The organism is Candidatus Solirubrobacter pratensis, from assembly GCF_000425945.1.
Taxonomy (GTDB): Bacteria; Actinomycetota; Thermoleophilia; order Solirubrobacterales; family Solirubrobacteraceae; genus Solirubrobacter; species Solirubrobacter pratensis.
The window spans coordinates 297,109-318,224 of the sequence record NZ_AUEK01000009.1 but is presented as its reverse complement, the minus strand read 5'-3'; the positions used below and the strand labels follow the sequence as shown (position 1 = coordinate 318,224).

Genomic DNA, 21,116 nt, shown 5'->3' with positions numbered 1-21,116 from the left:
CGGCCGCGAGGATCGTCGCCGGCGTGCGCCTAGTCGTTGGAGGTCACCGCCTCCAGCAGCTCCGCGAACTGCCGGCGTGCCGCCTCGCGGCGCGTCGGGACGTGCTCGCTCGGGACCTCGTGCGGCTCGTAGCCGCGCAGCACCTGCCGCGCGACGGACTGGCGGTGGACCTCGTCGGCGCCGTCGTACAGCCGGGCGGCCCGCGCGTAGCGGTACATCTGCTCCAGCGGCAGGTCGGTCGAGTAGCCGAGCGCGCCGTGGATCTGCAGCGCGCGGTCGACGACGTCGAACAGCACGCCGGCGCCGTAGAACTTGATCAGCGAGATCTCGGTGCGCGCGGCCGCCGCGCCCTCGGTGTCCATCTTCCACGCCGCGTGCAGCGTCATCAGCCGCGCCGCCTGCATCTGCGCGAGCGAGTCCGCGATCCAGTTCTGCACGGTCTGCTTGTCGCCCAGGTTGGAGCCGAACGCGTAGCGCGAGACGGCGCGCTCGCACAGCATGTCGAACGCGCGCCGCGAGACGCCGAGCCAGCGCATGCAGTGATGGATGCGCCCGGGGCCGAGCCGCTGCTGGGCGATCAGGAAGCCGGCGCCGCGCGCGCCGAGCAGCGCGTCGCCCGGGACGCGCACGTCCTCGTAGTAGATCTCCGAGTGGCCGCCGTAGCGGCCGAAGTGCTCCTGCGGGTGCTCCATCGTCGGGATGTCGCGGACGATCCGCACGCCGGGCGTGTCGGCCGCGAGCACGAACATCGACGCGCGCTGGTGCGGCTTGGCCTCGGGGTCGGTGACCGCCATCACGATCAGGAAGTCGGCCACGGAGCCGTTGGTGGAGAACCACTTGTGACCGTTGATCACCCAGTCGTCGCCGTCCTGCACCGCGCGCGTCTGCAGCAGCGTGGGATCGGACCCGGCGGTCTCCGGCTCGGTCATCGAGAAGGCGCTGCGCAGATCCCCGGCGAGCAGCGGGTAGAGGTAGCGCTCCTTCTGATCGGGCGAGCCGGCCAGCGCCAGCACCTCGGAGTTGCCCGAGTCCGGCGCGGCGTTGCCGAACACCGCGGGCGCGAACGGCGAGCTGCCGAGGATCTCGTGCATCAGCCCGAGCTTGACCTGGCCGAAGCCCTGGCCGCCGAGATCAGGCGGCAGGTGCGCCGCCCACAGCCCGCGCGCCTTGACCTGCTCCTGCAGAGGCGCGATCGCGCGGCGGAACCCGGCGTCCCCGAGCTCGTCGAAGACCGTCTCGATCGGCCAGACCTGCTCGCGCACGAACGTGCGCATCCACTCCAGCTGCGCCTCGAACTCGGGTTCGGTTGAGAAGTCCCACGCCATGGCACGGATGATCGCAGCCGGCGCCCCGAATACCGGGTCTGGACCCCAGTCAAGCCGCGCCCGTCCCGAGCCGATGCGTAGAGCACCATGACCTCTCGCGCGCTCGCTCTTCTCGCGGCCTTCGCCAGCCCGCTGTTCATGGCCGCGGCGATCGCCGGCTGGCTCAGCGGTACCTGGCCGGCCACCCCCCTGACGCTCGCGCTCTCCGCCTTCGCGGTGATCGGCGGCCCGCTGCTCGGGATCCTGCACATCGCGACGTCGCGCGAGCACGAAGAGGAGCCGATGCTCGCGTTCGTCCACGTCGCAGGCCGCAACCGCCGGATCCCGCTCGACGCCGTCTCCGAGACGCCGCGCCTGGCCGCCGCGCGCCGCTTCCAGAACTGGCGCGACCGCCCCAACGACGTGCTGTCGCGCCGCGAGCACGAGGAGCATCTGCGCCGCCTTCAGGTCCGCGCGCGGGAGATCCGGCGGAGTGGGCGCGCGGCCGGTCGCGCAAGCTGACGTTCTAGCCTTCACGCGCGATGAGCGCGCTGGTGGTCGCCGCCGGTGCCGGCGTTGCCGCCGGCGCCCTGATGCAGTCGGCGACCGGCTTCGGGTTCTCGCTGGTCGCAGCGCCGCTGCTGTTCGCGGCGATCGAGCCCGAGCACGCGGTCGGGCTGTTGATCGTGCTCGGGACCGAGGTCAACGTGCTGACGCTCGCGTCTGAGCGGCGCCGGCCGCAACCGCTGTGGCGGCGCTGCGCGCTGATGCTCGCGTGGGCGGCGCCCGGCGCGCTGGCCGGCGTCGTCGTGCTGCGCACGCTGTCGCCGCTCGCGCTGCAGCTCGCGGTGACGGCGGGCGTGCTCGGCACGCTGCTGACGCGGCACGTCGCCGGCCGGCACTTGCGAGTCCCGGCGTGGACGGCGGGATTGGCGGCGGGCGCGCTGACGACGTCGACCACGACGTCGGGCCCGCCGCTGCTGCTGCATCTGCTGGGCCGCGGCGCCGAGCCGGAGCGCGTGCGCGACAGCTTGACGACGTGCTTCCTCGGGCTCAGCGCACTCGGCGCGGCGGCGCTGCTCGCCACCGGGACGCCGGCGTCGCCGGACCTCGTGCTCGTCGCCGCGCTGCTTCCCGCCGCGGCGATCGGGCATCTCGCGGGCCGGCGCGTGTTCGCGCGTCTCGCCGGCGGAGGGCGCTACGAGCCGGTGCTGAATGCCACTCTTGTGTTAGCGGTGCTCGTGGGGCTGGTGAGCGTCCTCGTCTGACTGGGTACGCTTGCCGCCGCACCGACCGGCGAGAGGAGACGACCATGGCGCAGACGCACGGAGACCGGCTCTCGGCCATCGACGCGTCGTTCCTCGCCCAGGAGCGCGCGAACAGCCACATGCATGTCGGCGCCGTGCTGATCTTCGACGGTCCGTCGCCGGACTACGACCAGTTCTTGACGCATATCCGCTCGCGCCTGCATCTGGTCCCGCGCTATCGCCAGAAGCTCGCGTTCCCGCCGCTCGAGACCGGGCGGCCGGTGTGGGTCGACGACCCGACGTTCAATCTCTCCTACCACGTCCGGCACACGGCACTTCCGCACCCCGGCTCTGAGGAGCAGCTGCGCGCGCTCGCCGCGCGGATTCACTCGCAGCGGCTCGATCGGGCGAAGCCGCTGTGGGAGACGTGGCTCGTCCAAGGGCTCGAGGGCGGGCGCTTCGCGCTGATCTCAAAGAGCCATCACGCGCTTGTCGACGGCATCTCGGGCGTGGACATGATGACGGTGCTGTTCGACCCGTCGCCCGAGACGCTGCGCCCGCAGCACCCCGGCGAGCCGTGGGTCGCGCGGCCGGAGCCGAGCCCGGTGGCGCTGGCCGCGCGGGGCGTGCGCGGGCTCGCGCGGCTGCCGTTCGACCTCGCGGGGCGGGCGCTGTCGGCCTCGGCGCATCCCGGGCGCGCGCTGGACGACGCGCGCGAGGCGCTCGAGGGCATCGGCGAGGTCGCCTGGGCGGCGCTGAACCCTGCGCCGTCGACGCCGCTCAACGTGCCGATCGGCCCGCACCGCCGGCTCGCGTTCGTGCGCAACGAGCTGGCCGACTTCAAGCTCGTCAAGAACACGTTCGGCGGCACCGTCAACGACGTGATGCTGACCGTCGTCGCCGGCGGGCTGCGGCGCTGGCTGCGCTCGCGGGGCGTGCGAACCGAAGGGCTCGAGCTGCGCGCGCTCGTCCCGGTCTCGATCCGAGCGAAGGACGAGCATCACCAGCTCGGCAACCGCATCGTCGCGATGCGCGCGCCGCTGCCCGTCTACGTCGAGGATCCGGTCGCGCGGCTGCGCGTCGTGCGCGCGGCGATGGAGGGGCTCAAGGAGTCCAAGCAGGCGGTCGGCGCCGAGACGATCACGGCACTCGAGGCGCTCGCGCCGCCGACGATCCTCGCGCAGGCGTCGCGGCTGCAGTTCTCGACGCGGCTGTTCAATCTGCTCGTCACCAACGTGCCCGGTCCGCAGTTGCCGCTCTACGTGCTCGGCCGCGAGCTGCGCGACCTGTTCCCGATCGCGTTCCTGCCGGAGAACCAATCGCTCGCCGTGGCGATCATCTCCTACAACGGGGGCATCGACTTCGGGCTGCTCGGCGACTACGACGCGATGCCCGACATCGCGGAGTTCGCAGAAGCGCTCGACGTCTCGCTCACCGAGCTCGTCGACGCGGCGCGCGCCGAAGCGGCGCCGAAGCGCCGCCGGGCGAACGTCAAGGCGATCTCGTGAGGCGATGCCCGAGCGCGACGTCCACAGCCTGCACGGCACCCGCGGCGACGTCCTGACCGCGATCTCCGACGGCATGGTCGCGCTGCTGAAGGAGTACTACGGCCGCGGGCCGACGCAGGCCAAGACGTACTACCAGGACGACCTCGTCGTCTGCCTGCTGCGCGGCGGGTTCACGCGCGTGGAGCAGACGCTGCTGGACGGCGGCCGCGGCGATGCCGTCATCCAGCAGCGGATGGAGTTCCAGGACGTCATGCGCGAGCGCTTCGAGGCCGTCGTCGAGCACGCGACCGGCCGGCGCGTGATCGGCTTCATGAGCGGCAACCAGCAGTCGCCCGACATGATCTGCGAGGTGTTCGTGCTCGCCCCGAGCGACCTCGTCGACGATCACGAGGTCCCGGCCGGCCGCGGATAGCGGCGCTCCTGCCGCTCGCGCGAGATGCGCTGGACGTCCCAGGCGAGCCCCGTCGCCTGGAGCGCGCCGATGACGAGCGCCGACGGGTCGATCTCCCACCGGCGCATGCCGTGCGCGGCGGACGTCGGGAACGCGTGGTGGTTGTTGTGCCACGCCTCGCCCATCGAAGGCAGGGCGAGCCACGCGAGGTTGCGCGACTCGTCGGTCGTCGCGAAGCGGCGCCGTCCGAAGGTGTGGCAGAGCGAGTTGATCGAGAACGTGACGTGATGGAGCACGAGCATCCGCACCGCTCCGCCCCACAGCAGCGCGGTGAGCGCCTCGACGAGCGACCCGCCGGTCACGTAGCCCAGGCCGAACGGCAGCGCGAGGCCGGCGACCACCCAGACCAGGAAGGTCCGGTCGACGAAGCGGATGGCGCGATCGGCCAGGAGGTCCGGGGCGTAGCGCGAGCGCTTGCCGCGCTGGTCGTGCACGAACAGCCACCCCAGGTGGGCGTGGAGCAGTCCGCGCAGCGTGCCGCGCCAGCCGGCGCCGTGACCGACGTGCGGGCTGTGCGGATCGCCTTCGCGATCGCTGAAGGCGTGGTGCTTGCGGTGGTCGGCGACCCACGAGATCACGGGCCCCTCGACCGCCGCCGAGCCGAGCACCGCCAGGATCACCCGCACCGCGCGCGTCGTCTTGAAGCTGCGGTGCGTGAAGTGCCGGTGGTACCCGACGGTCACGCCGAGCGCCGTCGCGACGTAGAGCGCGAGGAAGAGCACGAGGTCGACGGGGCGCAGCGCGCGGCCCCACACCTGCCATCCGGCGACGCCGAGCGCCAGGAACGGGATCACGACCGCTCCACCGGTGACGATCCGATCGACGGTCTCGTGTGCGACCGGCTCAATATCGTCCCGGGTGGGCGCGACGGCGGTCACTGGTTCGAGGCCGGGCATCCGGCACCTCCGAGAAGGGGATCAGCTGGGGCTCGGAAGTCAGTCGGCGCTACCGGGGATCCGGCGTCGCCGCTCGATGCCCTCCACAGGCCACTTTAGACCTCGGTCAGTAGCCGAGGGCGAACTTCGCGTCCTCGGACATCTTCTCCGGACTCCACGGCGGTGTGAACACCATGCTCGCGTTGACCGTCTCGACGCCGGGGAGCTCGCCGACGAACTCCTGGATCTGCTCGGTCACCTGAGGACCGATCGGGCACGCGGGGGTCGTCAGCGTGAACGTGACGTTGACCGTCCCGCCGTCGATCTCGAGCCCGTAGATCAGGCCGAGCTCGACGAAGTCGAGCCCGAGCTCCGGGTCGATGACGTTTGAGAGCGCCTCGTAGACGTCGTCTTCGTCGATCATCGGAAAGAGTGTAGGAATATCCGCGCGAACTGGACTGTACGCACCGGCGGGTACGTTGTAAGTTCCCCGGATCGTCAGCTTCGACGCACAGCTCGCGATCCTCCGCATCGAGGGGGATGAGGACCGGACAACAAGCGGCCGGCGCCGCCGTCCCTTGTCGGCCGCGCTCAACGCGACGCGCGATGTGATCGTCGACCTGTCCGGACTGCGCTTCGCCGACTCGTCGCTGATGATCGATCTCGCATGCCTCGCGCAGCGGCTGCGCGCGCAGGGGCAGACGCTCTTGCTCGCGCATCCGCAGCCGAACATCCGCTTCCTGATCGAGACGGTCGGGCTGCACCGGCTGCCCGCCGTACGGATCGACAGCGGGCCTCTGCCGGCGCTGGCCTAGTAGCGCGCGCTGTCCGCGCGCCGACCCGGCGATCACACGCGGTTGAGGATGCCCGCGTAACGTAGGCGCACAAGATGCCCCTGCTCCTCATCGTCCTGTTCATCGTCGTGCCGATCGCCGAGCTGGCCGTGATCATCCAGGTCGGACAGTTGATCGGCGTCTGGTGGACGATCGCGCTGCTGCTGGCGGACTCGATCCTCGGCTCCATGCTGATGCGCTCGCAGGGGCGCCTCGCGTGGCGGCGGTTCAACGCAGCGATCGCGGAAGGCCGGGCGCCGACGCGCGAGGCGCTCGACGGCGTGCTGGTGATCTTCGGCGGCGCGCTGCTGCTCACGCCCGGCTTCATCACCGACGTGTTCGGGCTGCTGTTCCTGATCCCGCCGACGCGCGTGCTCGTGCGCGGGCTGGTGGTGCGCCGCGCGACGCTGCGCGTCATGGCGGCGAGCCCGCCCCGCTCGCGCCGCGATCGCGCGGACGACGTGGACGGCACCGCGGTCGACGTCGAGCCCGACCAGCTCGACCGCCCGCGATGAGCTCGGCCGAGAAGGCGGAGGCGGCGCACGCGCTGCGCAAGCCTGGCGACACCGACGCTGTCACATTCGCGTGGGCCGACCCGGACGCCGGGCTCTACGGCCTCGCGCGCGTGGCGACGGGTCTGGGTGCGGACTCGGTCGAGCAGCCGAGCGCGCTGGCGATCGCGTTCGCGGGACGTGAGCCCCTGGGTGCCGTGGCGATGGCCGGCGACGACGCGGCGGAGGCCGTCTCGGCGACGGTCGAGGAGCCGCTGCGGCGCTGGACGCTGCGCAGCGACGGCGAGCCGGCGTTCGCGCTCGAGTTCGCCGCGACGACGCCGTCGGCGGAGCTGGGCGGCCGCGAGAAGGTCGCCAAGGCCGGCGGGCTCGAGGGCTACGAGCAGCTGTGCCGCGTGACCGGCACCGTGCGCGTCGGCGGCCGCTCGCGCGCGGTCGACGGGCTCGGGCAGCGCGGCCACACGTGGGGCAATCCGGACTGGGACCGGATTGCGCTCACGCGCTCGGTCGGCGCGTGGCTGCACGACGGGACGGGCGTCGTCATCAACGCCGTCCGGCCCGCGGGCATGACCGCGCACGCCGACGAGGCGATGTGGGCGGCGGCGCTCGACGGCGAGCGCGCGCGGGGGGTCGACGACGCGCGCCTGTCGACGACGATGGACGAGGAAGGCCGCCAGATCCGCGCCGGTCTCGAGCTGTGGCTCGAGAAGTCCGACGACTACCCGTTCCGCGGCACCGGCGAGGTCGTCGCCGGATCGACGCTGGAGCTCGGTGCGCTGCGGCTCGACGTCGCGTTCTTCCGCTGGCACGTCGAGGGCCACACGGCCGTGGGCCGTTACGACGTCATCCGCCGCGCCGCGTGAGCGGAGCCCGCGACACGCCGCTGCGCGCGGTGGTGACGGACTTCGGCGGCGTCCTCACGACCCCGCTGCTCGACGCGTTCGCCCGCGCGAACGCGGAGCTCGGCATCTCGGTCGAGGCGCTCGGCGCCGCGATGCGGCTGTCCGCCGAGCGTGCCGGCGAGCCGCCGCTGTTCAAGCTCGAGCGCGGGCAGATCTCCGAGCCCGAGTTCATCGGCGATCTCGCCGCGAGCCTCGGCGAGGTGCTCGGCCGCTCCGTCGATCTCGACGGCTACGGCGCGCGGCTGATGGGCTCGCTCGAGCGCAACGAGCCGCTGCTCGCGTACTACCGGCGGCTGCACGCGCGCGGCATCCGCTTCGCGATCCTCACGAACAACGTGCGCGAGTGGCAGCCGATCTGGCGCGCCAAGCTCGCCGCCGACGACATCTTCGAGCTGATCGTCGACTCGGGCTTCGAGGGCGTGCGCAAGCCCGAGCCCGAGATCTACGCGCTCACGCTCGAGCGGCTCGGGCTTCCGGGCGGGGCCTGCGCGTTCGTCGACGACCTCGAGGTCAACCTGCCGCCCGCGCGCGAGGCGGGGATGCACGCGATCCACTACCGCGACCCCGAGCAGGCGATCGCGGAGCTCGACGCGCTGTTCTAGGCGCCCGCGGGCTCGGGCACAGATGCGGGCCGGCCCAGGACGCGCTAGAAGCCCTCGCCGGCGGTCAGCTCGAGCACAAGCCGCCCGCGGGCTAGTTGTCGCTGCCCAGGCGATCCCAGCAGTAGAGCTCGAGGCACTCGGCCGCGAGCTCGGTCGCACGCTCGCGCGAGAGCCAGGGAAGCACGCTCTCCAGCGCCTGCTCCTCCGCCACGCCGGCCGCGAACGCGTCTTCGCCGCGCAGGCCCGCGGCGATCCGCAGCGCCTCGCGCCGGTTGTCCCCGAGGCCCTGGAAGGCGCCCATCAGGAACTCCTTGTTGGCGACCGGCATCCCGACCTCCATCGACGCGTGCCAGGCGGCGAGCATCGAGAGATCGTGCTCATCCAGGTCGGCGACGGCCTTGGCGTAGTGGGAGGCGAGCTCGCCCTCCGGGATCTCGTCGACCCAGGCACGCACCAGTTCGCCGAGCAACTGCCGGCGCGCCTCGCGACCGACGGATTCGGCGATCACGCGGATGGCGTCTTGGGGTTCGATGAAGCAGAGTGGCATCCGTCCTCGTCCTCGGAATGGGGGGATGACGACGCCGCTCACGGTACGCGGTGTGTCGGACGGCACAATGGCGAGGTGCCCGGACGCTACGAGTCGTGGTTCCTGAGCGCGCGCGACGCCGAGCCGGGACGGCCCCCGAGGGCCCTCTGGATCCGGCACACGCGTCACCGCCCGGCAGGCGCGGCGAGGGACTCGGCAGCGCTCTGGTGCACGCTGTTCGACGCCGACGGCGCCCAGGCGGTCAAGCAGTCGTTCTCCGGGCCGCCGCCGGGCGCCGCCGGGCCGGGCGGCTTCCACGGCGAGGCCCGCGCGCGCGGGCGGATGGCGTCGTGGGAGCTGACGCTCTCCAGCGGGGAGCCGCCGCTGCGCCATCTCCGGCCGTCCGCGCTCTACCGCCTTCCGCTCCCGCGCACGAAGGTGGAGGCGCCGGTGCCCGACTGCATAGCGAGCGGCCGCGTCGTGCTCGACGCACGCGTGCAGGAGGTCGTCGGGTGGCGCGCGACGGCGGGACACAACTGGGGCGCCGAGCACGCCGACCGCTGGGTCTGGCTGCACGCGGCCGGCTTCGAGGACGAGCCCGAGGCCTGGCTCGAGCTCACGCTCGCACGCGTTCGCGCCGCGGGGAGGACGACGCCCTGGATCGCCAACGGCGCGCTCTCGCTCGGCGGCGCGCGGCTGCGGCTCGGCGGACTCGCCCACATCCCCGGCGTGCGCGTCGTCGCCGGCCCCGGGAGGCTCGAGGCGATCGTGCCCGGCGAGCGTGCCGACATCCGCGTCGCCGTCCACGCAGACACGGACCAGATCGCCGGCTTCCGCTACGCCGGCGTCGGCCCGGACCCGGTCGCCGGCGAGCGAGAGGTCCTGCACGCCGGGCTCGCCGAGGTGCACCTCAACGTGCGGCGGGCGGGGCGGCCGACGATGGAGCTGGCGACGGCCGCGGGCGGGGCGTACGAGCTGGGGAGCCGGATGTTCACGGGCGCCGTGGCGCTGCAGCCGTATCCGGACCCGTGAGGGCGCCGGATGTGGGATGCGGGTCGTGGCGCGGCGGCGCTTCGTCGCGCGGGCCGCGAGCCGGCGCGCATTCGCGTGTCGCCGTGCCGGGACCGGCGAACGGCGGGCAGTAAGGGAAGGGCGCGGATCGGGGTCTCGGGACGCGCGGCGGCGCCGCGCGCCGGCGCCGCGCGCCGGCGGGGTCGCCGGCGGGGGTCGCCGCGCGTCGTCGCGGCGGGACGCGGGCCGCGGGTCACTCCGGCGGCGTCCCCGTGTCGCCGCGGCGGGACGCGGGTCGTGGCGCTTCGTCGCGCGGGCCGCGAGCCGGCGCGCGTTCGCGTGTCGCCGTGCCGGGGCCGGCGAACGGCGGGCAGTAAGGGAGGGGCGCGGATCGGGTCTCGGGACGCGAGGCGGCGCCGCGCGCCGGCGCGGGTCGCCGCGCCCGGCTCCCCGCATCGCCGCGGCGGGGCGCGAGGGCGGAACGATCATCGTGGGCGAGGGGGTGCCGTGCGCGATCGTGGGCGCTCGTGGTTGATTGCGGCGGTTCGGTGGCTCGTGTGATCGCGGCCGCGCAGCCCGCCCCTGGCGTCAGAGCTTGATCTTCACGCGCCGGCTCGTCTTCACGGCCTTGCCGCTCCCGTAGTGCGCGGATACCGAGAGCGTGACGGTGACAGACCTGAGCTTGTGCCGGCGAAGCGCCCGCCGCGCCTTCGCGGAGAGCGTGACCGTGACCGATCGCCGGCCCGCGGCGAGCGAGGCGGACCTCGACCCGAGCGTTCTGAATCCCAGCCGGCGGCCCGTCCTGGAGTCCGCCGTCAGCGACGCGTCGACCTTGCACGCGGCTTCGCACGTGACCGTGAACACGGCCGCGCCCTTCTTCCCGCTCGACGGCAGCGCGAAGGCCGGCTTCGCCACCAGCGGCGTTCCGCCTGCCGGCGGCGGCGACGGCGTCGCCGTGGGGGCCGGCGTCGGTCCGGGCGACGGGGCGGGGGTCGGCGTCGGCGTCGGCGTGGGCGTCGGGTCGACGGCGAGCGGCTGCTCCGGCGGCGGCGAGGAGTAGACGCCGAACTCCGACAGGTCGCGGAACTCCGTCGCCGCATCGTCGGCGCCGAAGGATGAGAGCAGGCGCAGGCGTACGCAGCGCGCTCCCGCCGCGCCCGCGTCCGGCGCGAACTCGTTCAGCTTTCCCCACGCGTCGCTCGTGAACGTCTGGTCGCTCGCGGGGACCATGGTCGAGCAGTCGGCCTGCGTCGAGGTCTCGACCGTCGCGTGCTTCGTCGAATCGGCCGGTTCGTCGCCGCAGGTGTACTTCGGGTCGATCCCGAACGTCTCCACGTCGACCGCCTGCGGCAGCTTGATCACGGCCTCGACCGGGTCGGCGTGGTTGCCGCCGGTCGACGGGTAGGCCGGGTTGTCGGACGACCAGCCGGTCGCCAGCGCCTGGTCGATCGCCTTGTCCGGCCCGCACCCGTAGCTCGTGTACTCGTCGTGGATGCTGTCGACGGAGGCGCCCCCGCTCGCCGACGCCCAGTTGCGGCGCAGCACGGCGTCGCGCGCCGTCGTCTGTCCGGCGAGCACGCGCACGGGCCGAACGACCGTGTCGTAGCCGCCGTGGACGAACTCGAGCCGCGGGTAGGACGCCTCCGGCACGCCGGAGATCGTGTAGCGGCCGTCGCCGCCGGTCGTCGCGCCGAGCGCGTCCGGCCCGCTCGCCAGCCCGGAGACGCCGACCTTGACGCCGCTCAGCGGCGCGCCCGTCTCCGTGCTCGTGACCCTGCCCGAGATCGTGCCGCGCGGCGCGTCGGCCGCCGGCGGCGCCGTCCAATCGGCGGTGGGCGACGTGTCGTCGCCGTCGACCGCGCCGGCGAAGTAGCCCATGCCGCGCGCGCGGAACAGGTTCCACAGCGTGGTGCGGTTGGCGCCGCCCGTGGCGGCGGCGTCGGCCTCCAGGATCGCGTTGCGCGCATCGAGGAACGAAGGCTCGGGCGGCGACAGCCGCATCCCGTCGGTGATCAGCTGCTCGGCGCGCTCCGAGCCGACCGCCGTCCGCAGGTCCCACAGCGTCTCGAGCCAGATCTCCCCGTCGGCGTGCACCTCGGGCCGCCCCAGGACCTTGCCGAAGTCGCCGTAGGTGTAGCCACCCTTCGGGCACGCGGGGCTCGGGGCGCCGACGGGGCAATCCGCGGGCTGCGTGCGCAGCGTGTGGGGGGTGCTGTCGGTGTACTCCCCCACGTCGATCTCCCCCGGCGCGGAGGTATCGGTCGCGATGTGTTCGTCGACGAGGTAGTCCATCGCGTACCAATCGCTCCACGCCTCGCCCATCGCACCCGCCTGCGCCGAGTTGAGCGCGGCCGACCCGCCCGCGTCGGTCACCAGCCGGCCCGAGAGCCCATGCGTGTACTCGTGATAGACGATCGCCGCGTCGTCGCCGCCGTTGACCTGCCGGTAGCCGGCGCCATTGCGGAACAGGTACATCTGCATGCGCGGCGAGGACCCATCGGGCGGCGTCGCCATGTTGGCGTTGTCGAGGTGAGCAAGGTCGAGGCTGTTCGCGCCGTCGTCGGTGTTGATCTCGAGCTTGTCGTCTCCCTCGAAGCTGCCCCACTGCGGCGTGAAGCCGATCGGCGCGGCCGCCAGGTGATCATGGAACCTGTTCGCGTAGTAGAAGGCCTGGACCGCGTTCTGCTCGCGGTTGGTCTGCCACGGCACCGTCGTCGAGTTCCACGAGCACAGGTGCAGCGCGTCGCAGCCGAGCGCCGGCGACGTCACCGGCGTGAACGGATACTCGCCCGGCACGACCTCCTCGGCCGGCTCCGCGACGTCGTCGTGGTCGACGTCGGAGTACGCGTGCGCGTTCGGCCCGGTCAGCGTCGAGGCCGAGGTCAGCCACAGCGCCATGTCGACGCGCTGCTGCGTGCCGAACGGTCCCTCCCGTCCGGGATAGCGCTCCCAGACCAGGCCCGCGCTATCCGACTTGACGATGTTCACCCGCCGCAGCACGGCGCCGGTGCGCGCGTCGACCACGGCGTCGTAGACGGCGTCCGGCGCCGCCTTGTACATGACGCGCCACGCCAGCCGCGGGCCGGCGGCGCGCTGGAACAGCTCCAGCGACGCGCGCGTACCGTCGCGGAACCTCGTCGCGCGAGTCACGCCCGCCGGCCCGCTCGCGCGCGGCAGCGACCGGTAGGCGCCGACGTCGGCCTGGATGGCGCGGACCGCCTCGCCCCCGTCGAGTCCTGGAGCGACCGAGCCCACGGAGAGGTCGTGCGCGGGCGAGCCGAGCACGTTGATCACGCGCCCGTCGCGCGCGACGTTGACCCGCAGCTCGCTGCCGGAGCTCGGGATGCCGCCGAAGGACTGGCGCCGGCGCACCTGCGTGATGCCGCTCGGCGTGGTCGCGGTCTCGGCCGGTCCGAGCGTGTCGAGGTCGGAATCCGTCAGTCCCAGCGCCGGCAGGTGGGAGCGCACGTAGCCGTCCGCGATCGCGACCGGGTCCGCCGAGGACGGACCGGTGAGCGCGCCGTCCAGCCGGCCGAGGGCGCGCGGCGTGCCCGTCGCCGCGTCGACGTCGAGCACCGCCTGCGGACCGAGGCGGCGCGCGAGCGCCGCGCGGTCGGCCTTCATCGTGCTCGTCAGCGTGCGCCCGCCGCCGCGGTACGACTTGTCCTGGCCGCGCGCGGTCGCGGGCACGCCGAGGGCCAGCAACGCCAGCCCTGCCAGCGCGCGCCTATGTCCCTTGACCAGTGGGATGCGGCGAGGCTACTCGACGCCGCACCGCGCGAGCCACGAGATCAGCGCTGATTTCACTCCACGTGCTTGGCGACTTCGTCATACGCCGCCCGCCGGACGCCGTGGGCGACCAGGCCGGCGTCGAAGCGCGGCGTGACGGCGCCGAACCACGTGTAGACGTAGATGCGCTTGATCTTCTTGTCCTTGGCGGCCGTGCTGAACAGGTACTTGGTCGCCTTGACCTGGCACGAGGACGCCGACTTGCAGCCCTTGTAGGTCTTCTTGGACCAGAACGAGCCGAACTTGTACAGGCCCCCGGTCTCGGTCAGCCAGTACTGCGAGCAGCCGAGCGCCTTCTCGAGCGCCTTCGTCCCGGTCGTGCGGAAGCGATTGACGTCGGAGTAGTTGTGGATGCCGCAGACCGTCCGCTTGGTCTTGAGCGCCTTGCGGAACTCCTTGATGTACTTCGCCGTCGCCGTGAACGTCGGCCTGGAGGCGGACGGGTTGTCCGCCTGGTCGAGCATGTCGGCGACCACGAGCGTGCAGCGCGGGCACGCGCTCTTGACGATGTCGGTGAACTTCGCCGCGGCCTTCGGGTTGCGCGACGTCGGCTGCGTGAAGTGATTGGCCTCGTTCCACGGCGCGATCACGTTCACGCTCGGGAAGCGCGCGAGGAACGCCTTGATCGCCGACTGGTACTGGGAGGCCGTCGGCAGCTTGCAGACCTTCGTCTTCTGATAGCGCTTCTGGTTGCAGCGCGAGGCGTCGCCGCGCGAGTGCTCGAACGCGACGAGCGGCTCGACGCCCGTCGCCTGCGCGGCTTGCAGGTACTGGGTCACGCGCGTGAGGTCGAACCCGCCCACCTTGACGACGTCCCACGCGACGACGATGCGCGCGTGCTTGGCGCCGAGCGACGTGAACAGGGGATCGGAGAACACCGTCGGCTGGTTCTCGGAGATGCCGACGATCGCAGCGGCGGAGGCCTTCGCGGGGATGGCGAGCGCGAGCAGGCACGCGCACAACAGGACCAGGCGGGAACGCATGCCGCGGCAGGCTAGCGGCCGGTCCGGCGAAGCCCGCGCCGCCGTTCACGCCGCAGGTCGAACAGATAGTCGTCGTAGTCGACCTGCATCGTGTGGCGCTTGGACGCGACGTAGCGGCGCCGCATGGCGGCCCGCTCGCGCTCGATGCCGGCCAGCATCTCAGCGCGCGGCGGGAGTGCGTAGCGCCCCGTCAGGTGGTCGCACACCCACTCCGACTGCGCCTCGGCGATCGGCATCGTCGCGCCCAGCGGCTGCAGCAGCGCGATGAAGTACAGGCGGTCGACGTCCGGGTGGAAGACGCGCCGGAACAGCGGCAGGTCGTTGTCCGGCGCGGATACGAAGCCGGGGTCGAAGAACGGGAAGGTGACCCGGTAGCCGGTGCAGTAGACGACGATGTCGGCCTGCTCCTCGCTGCCGTCAGCGAACGCGACGGTCCGCTCGGTCAGCCGCGCGATGTTCGGCTTGGGCGTGATCTCGCCGTGCGCGATGCGCGAGAGGACGTCGTCGGAGACCGTGGGGTGCGCCTCGAGGATCGCGTGGTCGGGCTTGGGCAGCCCGTAGCGCTCCATGTCGCCGACCGACGCGCGCAGGAGTCCCGCCGCGACCTTCTGACGCAGCTTGAACGGGACCTTCGGCGTTGTCGCGATCTGGTCGAGCGGGCGCCCGAAGACGTACTTCGGCAGCACGTACGCGCCGCGCCGCGCGGCGAGGAACACGCGCGCCGCCGAGAACGACGCCTCGACGGCGATGTCCATCGCCGAGTTGCCCATGCCGAGCACCACGACGCGCTTGTCGCGGAAGAAGGCCCCGTCCTCGCCGGTGTAGTGGTGCGAGTGCATCTGCACGCCGGCGAACTCGTCGGTGCCCGCGAACGCCGGCTCGGGCCAGCGCGGGTCCCAGTGGTGGCCGTTGGCGACCAGCAGCGCGTCGTAACGCCGCTCCTCGCCCGTGTCCAGCTGCACGCGCCAGCCGCCGCGCTCGGGCGCGGCGTGCTCCACGGCCGTCCGGAACGTGATCTTCGACCGGAGCCCGAAGTGATCGACGTAGGCGTCGAAGTACGCCGCGATGTGCGTGTGATGCGGGAAGCGCGGATACGACTCCGGCATCGGGAAGTCCGAGTACGCCATCCGCTCGCGCGAGGTGTTGATGTGCAGCGAGCGGTAGGCCGAGGACATCCCGTTGGCGTTCTTGAAGACCCAGTTGCCGCCGACGCGGTCGGACTTCTCGAAGCAGTCGAACGGGATGCCGCGCTGGTGCAGCGCCTTGGCGGCGGCGATGCCGGAGGAGCCGGCGCCGATCACGCATGCCTTCACGGGCGCGACGTTACCCTTGCGCGCCTATGGACGAGCCGGAGGTCAGGGCGGCGGGCGGCGTGGTGCGTCGCGAAGGCCGCATCGCGGTCGTGCACCGCCCGCGCTACGACGACTGGTCGCTGCCCAAGGGCAAGCTCGACCCGGGCGAGACGTGGGCGGAGGCCGCCCTGCGCGAGGTCCGCGAGGAGACCGGCCTCGAATGCGAGCTCGGCGAGGAGCTGTCCTCGACGTCCTACCACGACCGCAAGGGCCGCTCCAAGCTCGTCCGCTACTGGCTGATGGACGTCGTCGGCGGCGAGTTCGAGCCCAACGACGAGGTCGACGAGCTGCGCTGGCTCACGCCCGCCGAGGCGGCGGCGCTGCTCACCTATCCCCGAGACGCAGAACTGGCACAGGAGGCTGTATGAACCGCGATCGCTTCCCCGCGCTGCACGACGGCTGGGCCCGCCTCGACGGCCCCGCCGGCAGCCAGGTCGTCGACAGCGCGATCGAGGCGATGGCGGGCTGGATGCGCTCCAGCGGCTCCGCCAACCACGGCGGCGTCTTCAAGGCGGCGCACGAGACCGACGAGCTGGTCGAGGGCACCCGCGCCGCGTGTGCGGCGCTGCTCGGCGGCGAGCCCGCGGGCATCGCGTTCGGCCCCAGCTTCACGGCGCTGACGATGCGCTTCGCGGCCACCGTCGCGCGCGAGCTCAAGCCGGGCGACGAGATCGTCTGCACGCGGCTGGACCACGACTCCAACGTGCGCCCGTGGGTGATCGCCGCCGAGCGCGCCGGCGTCAAGGTGCGCTTCGCCGAGCCCGAGCCCGACACGCTGGAGCTGCCGGCCTCGGCGGTCGAGGCGGTGCTGAGCGAGCGCACCCGCTGGGTCGCGGTGACCGCCGCGTCGAACGCGATCGGCACCGTCCCGGACCTCCCCGGGATCGTCGCCGCCGCCCACCGCGTCGGCGCCCGCGTCTATGTCGACGCGGTCCACGCGACGCCGCACCGCCGGCACGACGTCGCGGCGCTGGACATCGACGTGCTGGGCTGCTCGGCCTACAAGTGGTTCGGCCCGCACATCGGCGTGCTGTGCGCGCGGCCGGAGATCCTCTCCGAGTACCGCCCGGACAAGCTCAACCCGTCGCCCGACGAGGCGCCCGACCGCTGGGAGCTCGGTACGCTGCCGTTCGAGGCGCTGGCGGGCGTGCGCGCGGCGGCCGGGTACATGCTCGAGCTCGACCTCGAGGCCGTGCGCGCGCACGAGGACGCGCTCCTCGCCGCCGCGCTCGACGGCCTCGGCTCGATGGACCACGTGACCCTCTATGGCGCCGCTGCCGACCGCGCGCCGACGCTGATGTTCAACGTCGCCGGCCGCAGCTCGGCCGAGACGGCGCGCGCGCTCGCCGAGCGCGAGATCGCGGTCTGGGACGGCAACTACTACGCCTGGGAGCTCGAGCGCCACCTGGGGCTCGCTCCGCACGGCGCCGTGCGGGCGGGCTTCCTGCACTACAACGATGCCGCGGACGCCGAGCGCCTGCTGGCGGCGGTGGCCGAGCTCGGATAGGGGTACGTTCATGGGGTGAGCGCGCAGGCCGCTCCACCCCAATCAGCGCGCGTGGGCGTGGTCTTCACCGGCCTCGTGCTGGTGATGCTGCTCGCGGCGCTGGACGGGACGATCGTCGCGACGGCGCTGCCGACGATCGTCGGCGAGCTCGGCGGGCTCGAGCACATCTCGTGGATCACGAGCGCCTATCTGCTGGCGCAGACCGCGGTGACGCCGCTGTACGGCAAGCTCGGCGACCTGTACGGGCGCAAGCGCGTGCTGCAGATCGCGATCGTGGTGTTCCTCGCCGGGTCGGCGCTCTGCGGGCTGGCCCAGAGCATGACGGCGCTGATCGCGTTCCGCGCGGTCCAGGGGCTCGGCGCGGGCGGTCTGATCGTGCTCACGCAGGCCACCGTCGGCGACATCGTCCCGCCGCGCGAGCGCGGCAAGTACCAGGGGATCTTCGGCGGCGTCTTCGGTCTCGCCAGCGTCGCCGGGCCGCTGCTCGGCGGCCTGATCGTCGAGCACACTTCGTGGCGCTGGGTCTTCTACGTCAACCTGCCGATCGGGCTCGTCGCGCTGGTCGTGCTGGCGATCACGCTGCCCGCCGCGGCAGCGCGCGCGAAGCCGGCGATCGACTATCTCGGCGCCGGCCTGCTGGCGGCGGGGCTGGCGGGGATCGTGCTCGTCACGAGCCTCGGCGGGACGACGTGGGCGTGGGGCTCCGCCGACGTCGTCCTCACGGCGGCGATCGGCGTCGGCTGCCTGCTCGCGTTCACGTTCGTCGAGACGCGCGCGTCCGAGCCGGTGCTGCCGCCGGCGCTCTGGCGCGAGCGCGTGTTCGCGGTCGCGGGCGCGCTGTCGCTGATTGTCGGCTTCGCGCTCTTCGGCGCCGTGACGTTCCTGCCGCTGTACTTCCAGACCGTCGACGCGGCGTCGCCGACCGGCTCGGGGCTGCGGCTGCTGCCCATGATGCTCGGGGTGCTCGTGACCTCGATCGGCTCGGGCCAGGCGATCTCGCGGCTCGGGCGCTACAAGATGTTCCCGATCGGGGGCACGGCGGTGATGGCGATCGGGCTGGTGCTGCTCTCGCGGCTCGGCGTCGGGACGAGCACGCTGGAGGCGTCGCTGTACCTGCTCGTGCTCGGACTGGGCCTCGGGATGGTCATGCAGGTGCTGATCCTCGCCGTCCAGAACGCGGTCCCCTACGCGGTGCTCGGCGCGGCGACGTCAGGCGTGACGCTGATGCGCGGGATCGGCGGCTCGCTCGGCACCGCCGTGTTCGGGTCGATCTTCACCAACCGCCTGACGGCCCGGCTGACCGGCGGCGATCTGCCCCCGGCGCTGCGGCAGATCGTCTCCGGCGGCGGGCGGCTGACCGGCGCGCAGGTCGAGCAGCTTCCGGCGCCGGCGCGGCTCGCGTACGAGCAGGCCTATGTACACGCGCTGACGCCGGTGTTCCTGGTCGCGGCGTGCGTCGCGGCGCTCGGCTTCCTGCTGGCCTGGCTGCTGCCCGAGAAGCCGCTGAGGGCGACGGCGGCGACGAGCACGGGGCTCGACGACAGCCTCGCCGCGCCGAAGGCCCCCGATTCGCTGGCGGAGATCGAGAAGGCGCTGTCGATGGCGACGACGCTCGAGCAGCGGCGACGCTTCCGTGCCGGGGTCGCGGATCGCGCGCGGCTCGACGTCAGCCCCGGCGGCGTCTGGGCGCTCGTGCAGCTGAACCGCCGCGGCGTCGACGGCGCGCGGGCGGAGGCCCGCCGGCTCGGCGTGAGCGAGGAGCGCATACGCCAGGTCGACGGCGAGCTGCGCGCCGACGGGCTCGTGGACGACGGCGGGATCACCGCGCGCGGGACGGCCTACGCCGACCAGCTCTTCAGCGCGCGGCGCGAGGCGCTCTCGGAGCTGCTGGACGACCGGGACGCCGAGCGGCGGCCGGAGGTGTCGCGGCTGCTCCAGGCGCTGTCGCGGGAGCTGGTCGGCGAGCGGCCCTGAGCGGGTCGCGCCCCGAGAGCATCAATGACTCGCCGGCGGCGTGCCCGGATCGGTCAGCCCGCCTCCGCGGCGCCTGCGGATGAGGTAGACGATGATCACGGAGACGACGAAGCCGGCGAACCAGCCCGCGCCGTACTTGCCGCCGGTCGCCAGGTAGACGATCAGGGTCGCGATCACGGAGCCGGCGATGCCGACGAGCATCGTCTGGAACAGGGTCAGCGGGTCCTTGCCGGGGAGTGCGAGCCGCGCCAGCGCGCCGGTGAAGAGGCCGACGATCGCCGCGACGATCAGCGAGACGATGAGCATGTGCGGTACTTCCCCGATGACTTCACGGTGCGCCCGTCCTTCGTCTTGACGCGGACCTCAAGCGTATACCGCCCGGAGGGGAGCCGTGTCACCTCGATCGCCTTCGCCAGCGCCTTCGCCTTGGTCACCTTGAGCTTGCGCCGCCGGTTCACGTAGACCTCGACCGCGGTGATCGTGCCGCCCTTGGCGATCCTCACGCGCACCGAGGTCGAGCGGCTCGCCTTGCACCGCTTGCTCGACGGCAGCGCGACGGAGACCTTCGGCTTCGCCGCGGGCATCGGCGCCGGCGCCGCCGGCAGCGCCGCGGTCGTGAACGTGCGGTCCTCTCCGGCGCCGGTCCCGTAGCCGTTGGCCGCGGCGACGCGGTAGTGGTACGTCGTGGCGGGCGTGAGGCCGGTCAGCATCAGCTGCACGTCGCGCGGGAGCGTGCCCGCGCCCGCCGCGCCGCCGTCGACGGAAGTGGTGTAGCCGGCCGTACCGAGGTCGACGCGGAACGACGCCGCGTCGCCGCGCGCATCGACGCTGCCGCCGATGGCGGCGCCCCCGGACGAGATCGCGGTCGCCTCGCCGGTCAGGACCGCGGGCGCCGCGGGGACCCACTCGTACGCGCCCATGTCCGGCCCGAGGCCGAGCGAGCGCGCGTTGCCAGCGAGGTCGTACTCGGTTCCACCGGTGCCGGCGTCGATCGTCGGCGAGCCGGCCGCCGGGCGGTTTCCGAGCAGCACGACGGTGGCGGCGCTGACGTTGCCGAGGCCGAGCAGCGACGTCGCGGAGTGATCGGCGCTCAGCACCGCGTCGCGTCCCTCGACGTCGCCGGCGAGGATGCTGCCGCTGATCGTCGCCACCGTCGTCCTGCCCCAGGTGTACGCGCTCACCGCGGGGCCGGCGGAGATCGCGGTCACGTTGCGCAGGACGATATGGCCATCGGCGGCGTCGAGCGGCGACGTCCACTCGTCGAGCGCGATCGCGGTCGCACCCGCCGCGGTACACGACGTGTCGCTGACGGTCGTGTCGCCGTCGAACTCGCAGACGGTGTCGGTCCCCTCGTCATGCGTCGCGTCGACGCGCTCGACCGACGACCCGACGACGGTGAGCGCCACGTCGCCGTGTCCCCGGATCGTCACGTCGCGCAGCGAGGAGCCGGGCGCGAGCAGCTTCAGCGCGGCGTTGATCAGCGGGCGCGCGCCGCGGATGCCCTCAACCGCGACGCGCTGATCGAACGCGACCTCGCCGGTCGTGTAGGTGCCGCCGGCGACCTGCACGACATCGCCGTCGACGACCCTGTGCGGCGCCACGCCGAGCGCGCACGGCTCGTCGTGCGTGCAGTCGGTGTCGCCCCCGTCCGGGCTGACGTAGCGCGTCGTCGCGTGAGCGCTCCCCGCGCCGGCGAGCATCAGCACGGCCGTCGCGGCCGCGACCCTCCAGTACCGCATC

The 21,116-nt window shown here is 72.8% G+C and carries 21 protein-coding genes; 12 read left to right on the top strand and 9 right to left on the bottom strand.

Annotated elements, in window-relative coordinates:
• Positions 1 to 29 precede the first annotated feature (29 nt).
• Positions 30 to 1,325 (bottom strand): acyl-CoA dehydrogenase family protein, encoded by a 1,296-nt coding sequence (locus H958_RS0114950; protein ID WP_028059262.1) that lies wholly within the window; start codon positions 1,323 to 1,325, stop codon positions 30 to 32.
• Positions 1,326 to 1,412: 87 nt separating this feature from the next.
• On the opposite strand from H958_RS0114950, the gene H958_RS0114945 reads away from it, so the two are divergent.
• From H958_RS0114945 to H958_RS43400, 4 genes are read left to right on the top strand one after another with little or no spacing between them, the layout of a single operon-like run.
• Positions 1,413 to 1,826, top strand: a complete 414-nt coding sequence (locus H958_RS0114945; RefSeq protein WP_028059261.1) for a hypothetical protein — start codon at positions 1,413 to 1,415, stop codon at positions 1,824 to 1,826.
• Positions 1,827 to 1,846: 20 nt separating this feature from the next.
• Positions 1,847 to 2,572: a sulfite exporter TauE/SafE family protein gene (locus H958_RS0114940; RefSeq protein ID WP_028059260.1), complete on the top strand. Its 726-nt coding sequence runs from the start codon at positions 1,847 to 1,849 to the stop codon at positions 2,570 to 2,572.
• Positions 2,573 to 2,616: 44 nt separating this feature from the next.
• The gene (locus tag H958_RS37495; protein WP_051324277.1) at positions 2,617 to 4,059 is read left to right on the top strand and encodes a WS/DGAT/MGAT family O-acyltransferase; all 1,443 of its coding nucleotides are present in this window, start codon (positions 2,617 to 2,619) and stop codon (positions 4,057 to 4,059) included.
• A 4-nt stretch (positions 4,060 to 4,063) separates the two neighbouring features.
• Positions 4,064 to 4,471, top strand: coding sequence for a DUF2294 domain-containing protein (locus tag H958_RS43400; protein ID WP_051324276.1), 408 nt, complete (start codon positions 4,064 to 4,066; stop codon positions 4,469 to 4,471).
• Here H958_RS43400 and H958_RS37485 read toward each other — a convergent pair.
• Together H958_RS37485 and H958_RS0114920 are read right to left on the bottom strand one after the other, a co-directional pair.
• A complete protein-coding gene (locus tag H958_RS37485) occupies positions 4,444 to 5,406 on the bottom strand; it encodes an acyl-CoA desaturase (RefSeq protein ID WP_081685903.1) in 963 nt (320 codons plus the stop codon). The two genes, H958_RS43400 and H958_RS37485, sit on opposite strands and share 28 nt — an antisense overlap.
• 106 nt (positions 5,407 to 5,512) lie before the next feature.
• Positions 5,513 to 5,809 (bottom strand): metal-sulfur cluster assembly factor, encoded by a 297-nt coding sequence (locus H958_RS0114920; protein WP_156027996.1) that lies wholly within the window; start codon positions 5,807 to 5,809, stop codon positions 5,513 to 5,515.
• Between the two features lie 70 nt (positions 5,810 to 5,879).
• On the opposite strand from H958_RS0114920, the gene H958_RS37480 reads away from it, so the two are divergent.
• The 4 genes from H958_RS37480 (at position 5,880) to H958_RS0114900 (ending at position 8,234) form a co-directional block, all read left to right on the top strand.
• Entirely contained in the window at positions 5,880 to 6,200 is a 321-nt protein-coding gene (locus tag H958_RS37480) for an STAS domain-containing protein (protein ID WP_081685902.1), read from the top strand.
• A gap of 74 nt (positions 6,201 to 6,274) precedes the next feature.
• On the top strand, positions 6,275 to 6,733 hold the full coding sequence (locus H958_RS0114910; protein ID WP_028059258.1) for an FxsA family protein: 459 nt from the start codon (positions 6,275 to 6,277) through the stop codon (positions 6,731 to 6,733).
• Entirely contained in the window at positions 6,730 to 7,593 is an 864-nt protein-coding gene (locus H958_RS0114905) for a DUF7065 domain-containing protein (RefSeq protein ID WP_028059257.1), read from the top strand. The genes H958_RS0114910 and H958_RS0114905 overlap by 4 nt, the downstream gene beginning before the upstream one ends.
• Positions 7,590 to 8,234, top strand: a complete 645-nt coding sequence (locus tag H958_RS0114900; protein WP_028059256.1) for an HAD family hydrolase — start codon at positions 7,590 to 7,592, stop codon at positions 8,232 to 8,234. Before H958_RS0114905 ends, H958_RS0114900 begins: the two co-directional genes overlap by 4 nt.
• A gap of 91 nt (positions 8,235 to 8,325) precedes the next feature.
• On the opposite strand, the gene H958_RS0114895 is transcribed toward H958_RS0114900, so the two are convergent.
• Positions 8,326 to 8,742 carry a hypothetical protein gene (locus tag H958_RS0114895; protein WP_231379252.1) on the bottom strand — a complete coding sequence of 139 codons (417 nt, stop codon included), beginning with the start codon at positions 8,740 to 8,742 and terminating at the stop codon, positions 8,326 to 8,328.
• 114 nt (positions 8,743 to 8,856) lie between these two features.
• On the opposite strand from H958_RS0114895, the gene H958_RS0114890 reads away from it, so the two are divergent.
• The gene (locus tag H958_RS0114890) at positions 8,857 to 9,792 is read left to right on the top strand and encodes a hypothetical protein (protein ID WP_028059254.1); all 936 of its coding nucleotides are present in this window, start codon (positions 8,857 to 8,859) and stop codon (positions 9,790 to 9,792) included.
• Between the two features lie 567 nt (positions 9,793 to 10,359).
• Here H958_RS0114890 and H958_RS37475 read toward each other — a convergent pair.
• From H958_RS37475 to H958_RS37470, 3 genes are all read right to left on the bottom strand, one after another.
• Positions 10,360 to 13,461 carry a M36 family metallopeptidase gene (locus tag H958_RS37475; protein WP_156027995.1) on the bottom strand — a complete coding sequence of 1,034 codons (3,102 nt, stop codon included), beginning with the start codon at positions 13,459 to 13,461 and terminating at the stop codon, positions 10,360 to 10,362.
• 113 nt (positions 13,462 to 13,574) lie between these two features.
• Complete coding sequence (locus H958_RS0114880) at positions 13,575 to 14,543, bottom strand: hypothetical protein (protein ID WP_028059253.1); 969 nt, start codon at positions 14,541 to 14,543, stop codon at positions 13,575 to 13,577.
• Positions 14,544 to 14,554: 11 nt separating this feature from the next.
• Positions 14,555 to 15,856 carry a flavin-containing monooxygenase gene (locus H958_RS37470; protein WP_051324274.1) on the bottom strand — a complete coding sequence of 434 codons (1,302 nt, stop codon included), beginning with the start codon at positions 15,854 to 15,856 and terminating at the stop codon, positions 14,555 to 14,557.
• A 26-nt stretch (positions 15,857 to 15,882) separates the two neighbouring features.
• Here H958_RS37470 and H958_RS0114870 point away from each other — a divergent pair, with 26 nt between their 5' ends.
• Genes H958_RS0114870 through H958_RS0114860 form a run of 3 tightly spaced genes read left to right on the top strand, consistent with a single transcriptional unit; the run spans position 15,883 to position 19,376 of the window.
• The gene (locus H958_RS0114870) at positions 15,883 to 16,263 is read left to right on the top strand and encodes an NUDIX hydrolase (RefSeq protein ID WP_028059252.1); all 381 of its coding nucleotides are present in this window, start codon (positions 15,883 to 15,885) and stop codon (positions 16,261 to 16,263) included.
• The gene (locus tag H958_RS0114865; protein WP_028059251.1) at positions 16,260 to 17,402 is read left to right on the top strand and encodes a cysteine desulfurase-like protein; all 1,143 of its coding nucleotides are present in this window, start codon (positions 16,260 to 16,262) and stop codon (positions 17,400 to 17,402) included. Before H958_RS0114870 ends, H958_RS0114865 begins: the two co-directional genes overlap by 4 nt.
• Positions 17,403 to 17,417: 15 nt before the next feature.
• Positions 17,418 to 19,376, top strand: coding sequence for an MDR family MFS transporter (locus tag H958_RS0114860; protein ID WP_028059250.1), 1,959 nt, complete (start codon positions 17,418 to 17,420; stop codon positions 19,374 to 19,376).
• A gap of 21 nt (positions 19,377 to 19,397) precedes the next feature.
• On the opposite strand, the gene H958_RS37465 is transcribed toward H958_RS0114860, so the two are convergent.
• Positions 19,398 to 19,682: a GlsB/YeaQ/YmgE family stress response membrane protein gene (locus tag H958_RS37465; protein WP_051324272.1), complete on the bottom strand. Its 285-nt coding sequence runs from the start codon at positions 19,680 to 19,682 to the stop codon at positions 19,398 to 19,400.
• Positions 19,664 to 21,115: a fibronectin type III domain-containing protein gene (locus tag H958_RS0114850; RefSeq protein WP_028059249.1), complete on the bottom strand. Its 1,452-nt coding sequence runs from the start codon at positions 21,113 to 21,115 to the stop codon at positions 19,664 to 19,666. The genes H958_RS37465 and H958_RS0114850 overlap by 19 nt, the downstream gene beginning before the upstream one ends.
• Position 21,116 lies beyond the last annotated feature (1 nt).